The sequence below is a fragment of the Neobacillus sp. SuZ13 genome (assembly GCF_030123365.1).
Classification (GTDB): domain Bacteria; phylum Bacillota; class Bacilli; order Bacillales; family Cytobacillaceae; genus Neobacillus.
Genome location: NZ_CP126107.1, coordinates 2271242 through 2285496 on the forward strand (window position 1 = coordinate 2271242; position 14255 = coordinate 2285496).

A 14255-nucleotide genomic window follows, 5' to 3' on the forward strand; every position below is an offset into this window, starting at 1 on the left:
ACAAGGACATTAACAGAATCAATAAGATTAAATTACTCTGCAGGATTCAGATTTATAATAGAATATGAAAGGTAACAAAGATGAGTATAATCAAGGATTTTTTGCTGCAACTAACACTTATGGTCATTCCCATATTTACCTATTATACATTTATTACGGAATGGGTAAAGAGTAGTAAAAATAGAAACTTAATCATGTCTGTTTTGTGGGGAATATCTATATTATTTTGCATGTCATTTCCTGTGGATTTTGGAGAAAATGCTCGTTTAGAATTGAGAATTATTCCTCTCTTATTAGGGACCCTTTATGGGGGAGTTTGGCCAGGCATCTTTCTTTCGGCTCTTATCATCCTTTATCGACTTTATTTTGGGATCAGTGTAGGATTTTATAATACTGTGTTTGTCTTATTATTCTCACTGCCTGTTATTTTGTTTTTTCAAAAAATGTTTGCGAGTTCAAAAAAAGATAGAAGGGTTAAAATTGCAGTTGGTTTAGCCTTTTACTACTGTCTTATTGGCCTTACGATTTTTGGTATTCTCAGAGGTTTTTCCATAGAGTATTTGAAAGTACAGATCATTCATCTTATCTTCGCGATGGTAGTTACTTGGTTCTTCACTATCCTAACTGAAACAATTAGGGAGATTCGCCAGATGCGATTAGAGATGGAAAACTCGGAGAAATTACGAGTGATAAGTGAGTTAACAAGTGTTTTCGCTCATGAAATTAGAAATCCGATGCAAGTGACACGTGGCTTTTTGCAACTTCTAAATGAACCTGATTTGCCTAGTAAAAAGAAGGAATATATCCAATTATCCATTGAAGAGCTAGATCGCGCCAATGAAATTATCAATGATTTTTTAACTTTTGGAAAACCTACCATAAATCATAACGAGAGAATCAATGTTGGAAGTCAGTTGCATCGCGTTGTGAATATTATTCAAAGTTACTCCCTGAACTATAATGTTGAGATTAAAACTGATTTTTTTGATGACTGTTGGATTTATGCTAATCCTCAAAAATTAAACCAGTCTTTGATTAATATTTTGAAAAATGCGATAGAGTCTATGCCGAATGGTGGAATGGTTTGGATAACATGTACAGCAACTGATGATGGAAATATAAAGATTAGCATAAAGGACCAAGGAATTGGTATGACAAAAGAACAAATTGCTAGGCTTGGATCCCCGTTTTATTCCTTAAAGGAAAGTGGGACAGGACTAGGAATGATGGTGAGTTTTCAAATTGTCCGTTCTTTCAAAGGTAAAATACTTGTGAACAGTGAATTGGATAGGGGGACAGAATTTATTATTCTTTTACCCCGGGTAACATATGAATAAAAAGCGGAGAAACCCTTTAATAAAAGCAAGATCAGAGAAGCCGATTTATTGGCTTCTCTTTTTCTCGATTACAGATTCGAATACACATTAGATACCAAAACCTTAAGTTTTTACTATCCATTTTTAGTAATTTCTTTCAATGACAAAATGGGCCATATCCCCACGATAGATGGTTTTCGAATATTCAATGATTGAACCATCAAGAAGATAGGCAAAGGTATCAAGCATAAAGCAAGGGTCACCAACACTGATGTGTAGTTTTTCAGCTGCCTCTTGGTCGGCAATAAACAATTCTAGGTTTTCAATTGTCTTGTTTATTTTTAAACTAAATTGGGTTTCCAATAGTTTATATAATGACGTTTCACAACCATGTTTATTTAATGCCAGGGTTTTATACCAGGGTAAATAGGCAATTTCAAATTGGATTGGTTCTTCATTTACATAACGGATTCGCTCTAGCGCATTAACAGGTTCTCCTTCTTGAATCTTTAAATGCTCACTAAAATATTCATCGGCAGGTATAACTTCTAATTGTAATATTTTGATTGATGGTTTCTTTCCATATGGTTTATGTGATGTGTCACCCGGCATACTTAGATAATAACCTATTACACGGGTCATCCTATGCTTTTCAGAGATTAACAGAGTTAGAAATTCTGACATCAGTAAAATTACCTAAAACCATGGTCTTAATGTAAACTGTTTGACTAGTTTTATATAAAGGCGATGAATAGAGTAGTCTCAATAATAACCTTTTAGTTACCTAGTTAATATTATTAGGTGACTTTTTTACGTATTCTAAAGGTCAGGAGTTGGCAGGAAATTGCGAATAGTTTGTAAAAAAAGGATAAAAGAGTAATAATGATTTATAATTACTTACAAAGAGAGGATGTATAACCCTTGGAATGGAAACAAGCTTTGAGAAACCTTCTTCCAGCAGAACAAATCAGTGAAAATCCAACGATATTAGAACATCACAGCAAGGATGAATCGTATCATCAACCGGTGAAACCAGATATTGTCGTTTTTCCAAAAAATAAGCAAGAGATTTCGGAGATTATGAAAATAGCATACAAGTATCATATACCTGTAGTTCCTTTTGGTGTCGGTTCTAGCCTTGAAGGCCACCCAATCCCAGTTTCAGGTGGGATCTCAATGGATTTTCAGTTGATGAATCATATTATTGAAGTACGGGAGAACGATCTACTTGTAAAGGTACAACCCGGTGTGACTCGAAAACAATTAAATAAGGCACTTAAAAAGTATGGTCTCTTTTTTCCAGTTGACCCTGGTGCAGACGCGACGATTGGCGGAATGACGAGTACGAATGCCTCAGGTACAACCACCGTTAAATACGGTGCCATGAAAGATGTAGTTAGAGGTCTTGAAGTAGTTTTAGCAAATGGGGAAATAGTAAACCTAGGCGGGTTAGCAGCAAAATCTTCTTCTGGGTATAATTTAACACCTTTATTTGTTGGCTCAGAAGGAACATTAGGAGTTTTTACTGGAATCACTTTAAAAGTTTTTGGAATTCCGGAAGCAACACTTGCATGCAGAGCCGTCTTTCCTTCTGTCGATCATGCGATTAAGGCAGCGAATGCTATGGTTTCCTCAGGCATCCCCATAGCCCGTATTGAACTTGTAGATGCTCGTTCTATGAAACAAGTAAATATACATAACGAAACTACTTACCCTGAGCAGACAACTCTATTTATGGAGTTCCACGGAAATGAAGAAGGGATAAAGGCCGATGTTAAATTTGCCAAAGAATTAGCAGATTTAGAGGGTTGTTCTCAGTTTGAATACGAAACAGACTCTTTGAAAAAAGCGAAGCTATGGGAGGCACGTCATACCCTAGCATATGCCTTTAAACACGGTTATCCAGCGAAGAAAAATATGAGTACGGACGTATGTGTACCATTATCTAAGCTTCCGGATGCCATTTCTCATGCAAGTTTGTTACTTGAGGAGTATGGATTGATTGGCGGCATCGTAGGGCATGTAGGGGATGGAAATTTTCATGCATTAATTATGATTGATCCTAATGACACCGTTGAGTCCGATAAGGCACATACTGTAAATCTAAAAATTGTAGAATTTGCGATTGATTGTGGCGGAACAGCTACCGGTGAACATGGAATTGGTTTAGGAAAGATAGACTATCTATACAAAGAACATGCCAGTTCAATACATCTAATGAAAATGATAAAGGACCAGTTTGATCCACTTGGAATATTAAATCCGGGGAAAATGTTTAAATAATATAAGATTAAAATATTTTCGTAATATATATTGGTTTTACGAATTTTCCGAAAAATGGGTTGACACCTGCGGATAAACCGTGTTATAAACACAATAAGAAATTTTAGTACTTAAAAGTATAAAAGTATGAAATAATATTGAAAAAGTGAAATAAACAGGGGGAAATACAATCATGGAACAACGCAGCAAAATATTAGACTGTACCATACGTGATGGAGGATTAGTTAACAATTGGGATTTCAGTGTTGAATTTGTTCAGGACTTGTATGAAGGCCTAAGTGCTTCAGGTGTTGAATATATGGAGATTGGTTACAAAAACTCTCCTAAACTTCTTAACGCGACCGAGCCCAATCCATGGAGATTTCTAGATGATAACTTCTTGAAAGAAATTATCCCTGTGAAAAAGTTCACCAAGCTATCTGCTTTAGTAGATATTGGGCGTGTAGATCCCAATGATATACTCCCTCGTGAACAAAGTGTCCTAGATATGATTCGAGTGGCTTGCTATATCCGTGAAGTGGATAAGGGCTTAGAACTTGTCCAGATGTTCCATGATTTGGGTTATGAAACTTCCCTTAACATTATGGCATTATCAAGTGTACCTGAACAACAACTGATTAAAGCGTTCGAATTGGTGAAGGAAAGCCCTGTTGATGTGGTTTACATTGTTGATTCTTTTGGAAGCTTAGATCCTGTAGATATTGAGCACCAAGTGAAAAAATTTAAAGAGATGATTCCGAACAAACAATTGGGAATCCATACACATAACAATATGCAGTTAGCCTTTGCCAATACCTTAACTGCCCTACGGAATGGGGTTACCTACCTGGATTCGTCAGTATATGGCATGGGACGAGCAGCAGGTAACTGTAACACAGAACTTCTCGTAAGCTATATTCAAAAATCAAGCTATGAAATTAAACCAGTTCTTGGAGTCATAGAGAAGCACATGCTTGAAATGCGTGAAAAGTGGGAGTGGGGCTATATCATTCCTTATATGATTTCAGGTGTACTAAATGAGCATCCACGTGTGGCCATGGCATACCGCGATAGTGCTGACCGGGATAAATTCGTAGATTTTTATGATAAAGTAACATCACCTGAAAGTACAGTCGCTACAACATTAAAATAGTTAGATTACTCGGGAGTACCTCTTGGATGGAGGTACTTTTTTATTTTTACTACTAGTTATGCTTTTACAAGGAAAAGTGAGCCATAAAAGGATATAATGAATTTTGGGCGATTCCCTGCAGGTCAACAAGGAGGTATGCTACCTGAAATCCAAAAACATATCACTGCAGATAAAAATATTTGGGCTCGTTCTATTATTGGGACTATTTTTAATCCTTTTGCTAACAGTATTTTTCAGCTATATGGAAAGTAAACAAATAGAGGAAAACAGGGGAAGGATGGCGCTGGAAATTTCAAAAACGGTTTCATTTATACCCACGATCATTGCTTCCTTTCAAACAAGTGATCCATCCAAAACAATACAGCCCTTAGCAGAGAAGATTCGGAAGGAAACGGGTGCTGAGTTTGTTGTCATTGGAAACAAAGAGGGGACAAGATTTTCGCATCCTTTACCATCGATGATTGGGAAGAAAATGAAGGGCGGAGATAACCAAAGGGCGATTCAGCAAGGGGAATATTATGTCTCTAAGGCGAAGGGTTCACTTGGGCCTTCTATCAGAGGTAAATCTCCTATTTTTAACAAAAAGGGTGAAGTAATCGGAATCGTTTCTGTAGGATTTTTGCTTGAAGATGTTCATCAGCAAATCATGAATAATCTTACCAAGGTGCTTCTTGTTTCTCTTTTCGCATTTTTGGTTTCTCTTTTTGGAAGTATCCTGCTGGGAAAAAATATTCGTAAAGATACCATGGGTCTAGAACCGTTTGAGATTGCTGCACTATATAAAGAAAAGAATGCTGTGCTTCATGGAGTGAAAGAAGGGATTTTAGCTATTAATAAAGAGGGATACATCACGATGATGAATCAACCTGCTAAGAGACTATTACAAATAAACGGGTCGGTCCGCCATATAAAAGTAGATGGGCTGTTTCCTTCTGATTATTTATATGAGGTTTTAAAATCGGGAAATCCACTAGTTGATAAAGAAATGGTCTGGAAAGATAAAACGGTTATTGTCAACTGTACTCCACTCTTTGAAGAGTCTGAAATAAGTGGAGTAGTTGCTTCTTTTCGTGATAAAACAGAAATTGAGCAAATGTTAAACACCCTATCAGAAGTAAATAGCTATTCGGAAGATCTTCGGGCACAAACACATGAATACACCAATAAGTTATACGTGTTATTAGGACTGCTTCAGCTAGGGGAAAATGAGCAAGCAATTGAAATGCTCCAATCTGAAACACAGGTGTTGCAATTTCAGAATTCTATTGTTTTTAACCATATTAAAGACACGAAAGTTCAAGCTATTCTTTTAGGAAAGTTGGGAAAGGCTTCTGAAAAGAAAATAAAGTTTGAGATCATATCTGATAGCTCTTTAAAGGAATTGCCTTCCCATTTTAAGCTTTCGAACTTAATTGTGATTCTTGGTAACTTAATTGACAATGCATTTGAAGCTGTCTATGGTGTGGATTCTCCTACGGTAAAATTCTTCGCAACAGATATTGGTAGTGATATCATATTTGAGATTGCGGATAATGGGAAAGGAATAACTGATGTAGAAATTCCACTCCTATTTTCAAGAGGGTTTACATCTAAAGAAGGGTCTGAACCAAGGGGATTTGGCCTTTCCAATGCAGAGGAAGCTGTGTTAGAAATGAATGGTATGATTGAGGTACAGAGTACCCAGGAAAGTGGTACTGTCTTTACCGTGTACCTGCCGAAAGAATTCAAGGGGAGTGAAAAACTTGAATAGGATAAAAGCAGCAATTGCAGAAGATGATTTTCGAATAGCCGATATCCATGAGAAATTTTTAAATAAGTTTAATGAAATCGAAGTGGTTGGAAAGTCATTAAATGGTGAGCAAACTCTAGAACTGTTAAAGGAGAAAAGTCCTGACTTATTGATTCTTGATGTCTATATGCCAGACATGCTTGGGTCTGATTTGCTTCCAATCATTCGAGAGCGTTTCCCAAAGATAAGTATTATTATGGTCACAGCGGCAACTGATAAGATTTTCCTCGAAAAAGCTTTAAGTTACGGAGTAGAAAATTATTTAATAAAACCTGTTAATAGGGAAAGATTTGACGAAGTGGTCTTAGAATTTATAAAAAAACACTCCCTCCTTTCGTCTGGACAAGCTGTAGACCAGAATTATGTAGACCTTTTGTTCGGAAATAATAAGGTTGAAAAGGTGGGGAAGGGAACAGGATTACCTAAAGGAATTGATGAAATCACTCTTGGGAAGGTGAAAAACGCACTACAATTGAAAGAAAAGGGTCTTTCTGCTGAAGAAGTGGGAAAGGAAATTGGTGCTTCCCGAATTACAGCACGGAGATATCTAGAATATCTATCCTCCATAAAAGAAGCAAAAGCAGAAGTGGTGTATGGAATTGTCGGAAGGCCCGAAAGAAAATATTATTCGGTTAAGTGAGGATGCCAAGTGGCATCCTTTTTGCATGTTAAGCTTGTCGTGAACAAAATGAACAAAATATAAAATAATGTACGATAATAACATTATTTTGGAAACGTTTTCACTCTAGAATATTTAGATTATTATTAATTTACAAACAAAAGGGGGTAAATTGATGCTGGCAATTTTAGGATTTTTAATGATTTTTATTTTTATGATACTTATTATGACAAGACGTCTATCAGCGATGATTGCTTTAATGGTGGTGCCGGTTGTATTTGCGTTAATAGGCGGTTTTGGAAAAGAAATGGGACCGATGGCGCTTGAGGGGATAAAAAGCGTGGCACCAACAGGAATTATGATTCTTTTTGCCATTCTCTTTTTCGGAATTATGATTGATGCAGGTGTATTTGATCCGATCATCTCGACAATCTTGAAAGTAGTAAAAGGGGATCCTGTAAAAATAGCGATTGGAACAGCAGTACTTGCCTTATTAATATCGCTTGATGGTGATGGAACGACTACATATATGATTACCATTTCAGCGATGCTTCCATTGTATAAACGAATTGGCATGAAACCTTTGGTCCTGGCAGGAATTGCTGTATCTGCTTCAGGTGTAATGAACCTTCTTCCATGGGGAGGACCTACTGCTAGAGCAATGACAGCATTACATCTTGAGATGGGGGATATTTTCACTCCGGTAATTCCTAGTATGATAGGCGGCGTGTTGTTTGTATTATTTATGGCGTACTGCCTTGGTAGAAAAGAGCGCAAACGTATTGGCGTAGCAGAAATAGATTATAGTACGATGGCTATGATGGCAGCTACTTCTGAGGATGCTTATCTGAAACGTCCAAAACTAATACTTGTAAACTATCTATTAACCATTCTACTTTTAGTTGCATTAATCCAAGAATTATTGCCTTCTACTGTATTGTTTATGATAGGTTTTGCCATTGCGATTACGCTTAATTATCCAAATTTACATGAACAAAAAGAACGAATCATGCACTACGCGGATAATGCATTATCTGTTGTTTCCATGGTGTTTGCAGCGGGGATTTTTACGGGTATTCTTTCAGGGACGAAAATGGTGGATGCCATGGCACATTCGATGATTACTCATATTCCTGATGCTCTAGGCTCCCATTTTGCTCTCATTACAGCAATAGCTAGTGCTCCATTTACATTCTTTATGTCTAATGATGCCTTTTATTATGGAGTTCTCCCATTGCTTGCTAAAGCGGCAAGTGTGTATGGAATTGATCCGGCAATGATTGGAAGAGCATCACTTTTAGGCTTACCAGTTCATTTATTAAGCCCTTTGGTACCATCTACTTATTTATTAGTTGGTATGGTTGGAGAAGATTTCGGCGATCTGCAGCGCACTTTTCTAAAATGGGCATGCGGATCAACAGCAGTAATGATTTTAGTTGCGGTTCTATTGTCAATTATTCCAATCTAACGGTTTGATTATAGTCCAAAGACTCGTATAAGAGTTTTTGGACTAAATTTGATTTTAGGGGAGTAGAATAAAGGAGAGTTTTATGGAGGTATTTTTCCTTATTGTATTAAATGTCATTTTGCCTGTATTTACTTTAATAGGAGCTGGTGTCTTTCTCCATCGAAAATTTAATTTAGATATGAACACTTTATCAAAGCTAAATACCTATTTTCTCATGCCATGTGTCAGTTTTGTAAACATTTATCAAAATAATATTGGCGGAGAAACACTTTTGCATATTCTTGGATTCTTAGTGTTGCAATGTTTCAGCTTAATGATTATAACTGCCGTTATATCAAAAACAGCAAAATTTGATAGCAGTTTATCTTCAACTTTTAAGAACAGCGTGGTCCTAAATAACTCAGGTAATTTCGGATTACCTGTCAGTCAACTCGTTTTTCAACATAACCCATTGGGTGCATCCATACAGATTGTCGTTATGATTTTTCAGAATTTGTTAACCTACACATATGGATTACTGAATTCTGTTTCCGTTGATCAAACTGGATTGAAAGCAATGAAGGAGTTTCTAAAAAACCCCGTCATATATGCCTTTTTATTAGGATTGTTCCTCCATATGTATCATATTAATATCCCGACTTTTCTATGGACTCCAATAAACAATACTTCCAATGCATTTTTGGCAGTGGCGCTAATTACATTAGGAGCACAAAGTGCTTATATAAAAATAAGTCGTTTCTCTTTGCCGCTGTTTTTAAGTTTATTTGGTCGTTTAATCCTATCTCCAGCAATTGCATTCATCATTATTTTATCATTAAAGCTGGATGGCACTACGGCACAGGCGTTGTTTATAGCAAGCTCGTTCCCAACATCAAGGAATAGTGCTTTGTTCGCTTTAGAATATGGAAATCATCCAGAATACGCTGCACAAGTTGTTTTGCTATCTACTTTACTTAGCGCGATTACAGTAACCACGGTTGTATTTTTATCGACAATTTTATTTTGACTTAGTGAAGACCGTTTATGTATATAAACGGTCTCGTTATTTACATCCTATATTGTTAATCTCTATAACATTAAATATAATTAGAATAGTTTGATAGTTAAAAAGAATAGTCTATGTAAAAGCTTATTGTTTATTTTGGCACCCTGTTGATTGGAGCGGAAGGCACGAAGACTCCTGCGGGAGGACGGGGCAAGGGAGACCCCACAGGAGCGCAGCGACGAGGAGGCTCCCCGGACCGCCCGCGAACCGCACGTGCCTGGAGCGGAAATCAACAGGCGAGTTTAACACAGCCAAAGAAAAAACAACCAACCTTAAGAAGAGGGTAATGAAATGTATGAATAAGGAGTTAATAAAAAACCCAAATTTAAGCTATCAGATTGCTGAGCAGAAAGCTGCTCATTATTTTCATTCACTTTATAAACAGGTTGTAGAAAAGACCTATGTTCAGACAATCACAAAAGATATTCAATCCTGGAAACGGAACCATATCCATCATTCTATATTATCCTTCATTTCACGTGGCAAGGGAAAACCTGATTCTCGAGCTTATCACAATTATATCCAATGGCTAAATTACACTGGTAAACTAGATAATTACTTAGACCGAAGCATTTCTTATATTTTCATGCGCGATTTGGGAAAGGCCCTAGATTCTCCAGAGACACAGACCAGGGTCAAACGTGTCGTTGACAACTTGAAAAATCAACTGATTCATTCTGGTTCTCCAGAACGAAATACAAAAAATGAGATGTTTAGCATGGCGGGATTATACCGTATGGCCCAAAAGGAGGGCATTGAATCCACACTGATTTGGGTATTTAACAAACTCAAGACTGTGTCTGCTAATATTCCAAATGGGATGGATGCTGAAAATGCTCAGCGAAAGCTCATTAAAATCATTGCCGGGGTACTCATGAATGAGATGGAAGAAATGGGTGATGATTTATCCGCTGAAGAGCGCTCGCAGAAACTTGCTGATGCGATCAGACTGGGGTATTCCTATGGTTTGACCTATCCCTTCATTGACGACCTTCTTGATGCAGGAATTTTATCTATTGAAGAGGAAAAACAATATTCCAATTTAATTCGCACCAGCCTCATTACAGGAATTGTTCCTAAATTAGGTAATTGGCCGGGGAAAAATGTGAATCTGATCCGATTTATTCATTCCGAACTCCGAGATGCCTTTGAGTACATAACATCTAGTCTGCGACCAGAAACGAGAAAGAAATTTTTCGAGCAGGCCTACGTGTTTTTTCATTCTCAGGAAGTGGACCGTATAAAGGATTTATCCAATCCTAATTACACAAATGAAGAACTTTATATCCCAGTCATATTAAAATCCTCTTCATCTCGATTGATTGTTCGATCAGTAATTAATGCTCCAGAGGATGAAGGCTTTGATAATCGCACCTTCTTTTACGGTATTTACAACCAGCTTGCGGATGATTTTGCTGATATGTATGAAGACTTGAAAGATGACCGGGTAACACCATACACCTATTATTTAAAATATCATGATCAGCGTGCCGATTTGATTAACCCATTTGAATTATACTGGACAGTTATCTCTAATTTGATCCATGAGGTGTATCACTCAGATAGTAAGGCCTGTGAGGTGATTCTCGATCGGGCAATAAACGGCCTTAAGCGCTATAAAGAACGTATGGGTACCGATAGATATAACGAAGTGATGCAGCTTTTTGCATCTGGGAACCCTGCATTTAATCGTGTCATTCAAAAAATGGTACGTAAAGCCGATGATGTTGATTTCTTTGATAAACTACTCCGAGACCATATGATAACAACTCTGAGGAATCAACGAAACGAGCAGGAAATTTTTAAAGATACGGTTGAATCCATTCGCAATGAGATCAACCAAATCTTAAAAATTCCTAAAACCGAGGATGTTGAGCCACTAATTGATGCTGCCAATTACAGTCTAGAAGGAGATGGAAAGCGATTAAGGCCAATTATGACTTGGGTTATGGGTGTAAACGAATATGGACTAAATAAGTCCGCCATCGTGCCCCTTTTGAAAGCATTAGAATATTTGCATACGGCTTCCTTAGTCTTCGATGATTTGCCTTCCCAGGATAATGCCTCTACACGTAGAGGACGTCCTACTCTCCATCAGGTATTTAACGTTTCGATCGCGGAGTTAACAGGCCTCTTCCTGACTCAGAAAGCTATTGAGGAACAAGCATCTCTTGAACAATTTGATTCAAACATTGTACTCCGATTAATCCACTATTCGGCAGAGATGACGGCAGTTATGTGTAAGGGTCAAGCGATGGACCTGGATTCTAAAGGGAAACAATTGACGTTGGAACAATTGAATACAATAAGCTTTTATAAAACTGGTTTAGCGTTTGAAGCATCGTTGATCATGCCCGCTTTACTTGCCCGAGTAAAGGAGTCCGAAATAACAGCGTTAAAAAAATTCGCTCATCATGCCGGAATTGCGTTCCAGATAAAGGATGATCTGCTTGATGTTGAAGGAGATACGAAATTATTAGGAAAACCCATTGGCAAGGATGCAGAAAACAATAACTCGACTTTTGTGTCTATCCTGGGTTCTGATGGGGCTAGAAAAGAAATGTGGGAACATTACTGTCAGGCGATGGAAGCATTGCAAGAGCTACCTCGTAATATTTCTTTTTTAAAACATTTATTGAATTATATAGTTAATCGTGACCATTGATGGTGGTTTATGTCGAAAATGATAGTCTCTTTTATCCATTCACTTTATAAATTTACTCATATAAAATAATGATAAAAAAGTGGGAATGAAGGGGAACATTTTGAACACAGATCAAGCTTTTGAATTGTTAATAGAAGCAGGTGTCACTGAAGATACTAGTATTCAAACCGTTAGACGTTGGTTTCGTGAAAGAAAGATCACCTATAAAGGCTCAGGACAGGATAATGGATACATACTTAACAATACAGACCAAGCTTTTCATTTATTAAAGGATGCAGGTGTAGCCGATAGCACCGCCGTTCAAATTGTACGACGTATGCTGCGAGAGGGACAGATTGAAAAAGTGGGCAGTGGAATTCAGAGACCTACATATCCCACAAAAGAAACAGCTTCAAAACAGTTAACCAATCGTTCTTCCGACCAGGATTTGATTATCCGTCAATTAAAAGTAAAAATAAAGGCACAGGATGAGCATATAAAAGGAATTGAACATCTCCATCAGACCTCAGTCGCAAGTTTAATTCAGCAAATAGACAAATTGAAAAAAGATATAATTCACCTTGTAAATGAGAAAAGTGAATTTCAAAGGGAAACTAAGAAGTTACTAAAAGAGAATATTGATTTGACGAATGAATTGCTAAAATTAAAAAATGATGTATTAAAAGGAAACCAAAAAGGCTCTGAACAAGCTGATCACGTTCCTCCACCTTCTGCTCCTATAACCGTTGATTACCGTCAAAAATTGGGTCTTTCAAAAATGGCGAGCGATAAAGAGGTGTTAACAAAGTATAAAAAATTATTAAAATTAACACACCCCGATCATGGCGGTAATGCATCGGCTTTTCATTTCATAAAAACAGATTATGATCAATTTAGACTTAGTATCAATCTGAAATAAGTTCTAAGGATACAGAAATGGATTCACCTGGATTGGCGACTGAACCCCTTCATTTTAATGGGTCTGGTCGCCAATAATTTTTTTTCCTGAAATAGGGGGATTCACTCGAACGAATTAAGTCACCCAAAATGCATAATCGGTACGTAATCACTGATATAATATACCTAGAGGTTAACATCAAGGAGTGGTGGTATGCGGAAAAAAGTAAATGGGAAAATAGTAATGGCAACCTTGCTATTACTAGTTTTTGGATTAATATCAATAAATAGCTTTGCAAAAATGGTAAATAATGAATACCCCCACAAAAACCATATAACAGTATACCTAGCGGGTGATTCCACTGTTTCTGATTATTCATGTTCATTTGCACCTCGAGCAGGCTGGGGACAATTTATTCATCGCTATTTCGATAATACAATTGTGGTGAGAAATGCTGCTACACCGGGAAGGAGTTCAAAAAGCTTTATTGCTGAGGGGAGACTCGAATCCATCTTAAAGCAGATTAAAAAGGGAGATTACCTTTTAATTCAATTTGGCCATAATGACGAAAAAATGTATAAACCAAGCCGTTATACTGAACCGTACACTACATACAAAAGCTATTTAAAACAATATATTGACGGGGCGCGTGCCAAACAAGCTATTCCTGTCCTTGTTACACCCGTTGAACGAAGGAGTTTCACAGATGATGGCAGGGCACGTAATTCACATGGTGAATATCCTAGAGCTATGAAGGAACTTGGGTTGGAAGAACATGTACCTGTCATAGACCTTACTGCCAAAAGCAGGGTATTGTTTCAAGAACTTGGGCCCGATAGGACTAAGGATGTTTTTCTTTGGCTAGATCCAGGGGAGAACAAGAACTATCCAAAAGGTGTGCAAGACAATACTCATTTTCAGGTAGCTGGAGCAAAAGAAATTGCTCGTCTTGTCGTAGAAGGCATTAAGGAATCCAATATGGTAACACTTCAAGACCGTCTTAAAAAGTAACTCAAGCCAGAAAGTTAATCTTAAAAAAGAAGCAGGAAACCATAATGGTT

General features: G+C 37.3%; 11 protein-coding genes. 10 read left to right on the forward strand and 1 reads right to left on the reverse strand.

Annotated elements, in window-relative coordinates; translation table 11 throughout:
- The first annotated feature begins 119 nt into the window (after positions 1-119).
- On the forward strand, positions 120-1337 hold the full coding sequence (locus tag QNH17_RS10880; protein WP_283879480.1) for an ATP-binding protein: 1218 nt from the start codon (positions 120-122) through the stop codon (positions 1335-1337).
- A 123-nt stretch (positions 1338-1460) separates the two neighbouring features.
- On the opposite strand, the gene QNH17_RS10885 is transcribed toward QNH17_RS10880, so the two are convergent.
- Positions 1461-2000 carry a GntR family transcriptional regulator gene (locus tag QNH17_RS10885; RefSeq protein ID WP_283878694.1) on the reverse strand — a complete coding sequence of 180 codons (540 nt, stop codon included), beginning with the start codon at positions 1998-2000 and terminating at the stop codon, positions 1461-1463.
- 237 nt (positions 2001-2237) lie between these two features.
- Between QNH17_RS10885 and QNH17_RS10890 the strand changes: the two genes are divergently transcribed.
- The 9 genes from QNH17_RS10890 (at position 2238) to QNH17_RS10930 (ending at position 14205) form a co-directional block, all read left to right on the forward strand.
- Positions 2238-3599, forward strand: a complete 1362-nt coding sequence (locus tag QNH17_RS10890) for an FAD-binding oxidoreductase (protein ID WP_283878695.1) — start codon at positions 2238-2240, stop codon at positions 3597-3599.
- Between the two features lie 172 nt (positions 3600-3771).
- Positions 3772-4731 (forward strand): aldolase catalytic domain-containing protein, encoded by a 960-nt coding sequence (locus tag QNH17_RS10895; protein ID WP_283878696.1) that lies wholly within the window; start codon positions 3772-3774, stop codon positions 4729-4731.
- A 196-nt stretch (positions 4732-4927) separates the two neighbouring features.
- Positions 4928-6481, forward strand: a complete 1554-nt coding sequence (locus QNH17_RS10900) for an ATP-binding protein (RefSeq protein ID WP_349632570.1) — start codon at positions 4928-4930, stop codon at positions 6479-6481.
- Positions 6474-7160 carry a response regulator gene (locus QNH17_RS10905; protein WP_283878697.1) on the forward strand — a complete coding sequence of 229 codons (687 nt, stop codon included), beginning with the start codon at positions 6474-6476 and terminating at the stop codon, positions 7158-7160. The genes QNH17_RS10900 and QNH17_RS10905 overlap by 8 nt, the downstream gene beginning before the upstream one ends.
- A 154-nt stretch (positions 7161-7314) precedes the next feature.
- Positions 7315-8607, forward strand: coding sequence for a CitMHS family transporter (locus QNH17_RS10910; protein ID WP_283878698.1), 1293 nt, complete (start codon positions 7315-7317; stop codon positions 8605-8607).
- An 82-nt stretch (positions 8608-8689) separates the two neighbouring features.
- Positions 8690-9613, forward strand: a complete 924-nt coding sequence (locus QNH17_RS10915; protein WP_283878699.1) for an AEC family transporter — start codon at positions 8690-8692, stop codon at positions 9611-9613.
- A 325-nt stretch (positions 9614-9938) separates the two neighbouring features.
- Positions 9939-12317 carry a polyprenyl synthetase family protein gene (locus tag QNH17_RS10920; RefSeq protein ID WP_283878700.1) on the forward strand — a complete coding sequence of 793 codons (2379 nt, stop codon included), beginning with the start codon at positions 9939-9941 and terminating at the stop codon, positions 12315-12317.
- Positions 12318-12417: 100 nt separating this feature from the next.
- Positions 12418-13215: a hypothetical protein gene (locus QNH17_RS10925; RefSeq protein ID WP_283878701.1), complete on the forward strand. Its 798-nt coding sequence runs from the start codon at positions 12418-12420 to the stop codon at positions 13213-13215.
- 279 nt (positions 13216-13494) lie between these two features.
- Positions 13495-14205, forward strand: a complete 711-nt coding sequence (locus QNH17_RS10930) for a rhamnogalacturonan acetylesterase (RefSeq protein ID WP_283879482.1) — start codon at positions 13495-13497, stop codon at positions 14203-14205.
- Positions 14206-14255 lie beyond the last annotated feature (50 nt).

Excerpts from the sequence above, each read along its gene's own strand:
- QNH17_RS10885 (WP_283878694.1), bottom strand. The coding sequence starts at position 2,000 with ATGTCAGAATTTCTAACTCTGTTAATCTCTGAAAAGCATAGGATGACC.
- QNH17_RS10930 (WP_283879482.1), top strand. The coding sequence starts at position 13,495 with ATGGTAAATAATGAATACCCCCACAAAAACCATATAACAGTATACCTA.
- QNH17_RS10880 (WP_283879480.1), top strand. The coding sequence starts at position 120 with ATGGTCATTCCCATATTTACCTATTATACATTTATTACGGAATGGGTA.
- QNH17_RS10920 (WP_283878700.1), top strand. The coding sequence starts at position 9,939 with ATGAAATGTATGAATAAGGAGTTAATAAAAAACCCAAATTTAAGCTAT.
- QNH17_RS10915 (WP_283878699.1), top strand. The coding sequence starts at position 8,690 with ATGGAGGTATTTTTCCTTATTGTATTAAATGTCATTTTGCCTGTATTT.
- QNH17_RS10910 (WP_283878698.1), top strand. The coding sequence starts at position 7,315 with ATGCTGGCAATTTTAGGATTTTTAATGATTTTTATTTTTATGATACTT.
- QNH17_RS10895 (WP_283878696.1), top strand. The coding sequence starts at position 3,772 with ATGGAACAACGCAGCAAAATATTAGACTGTACCATACGTGATGGAGGA.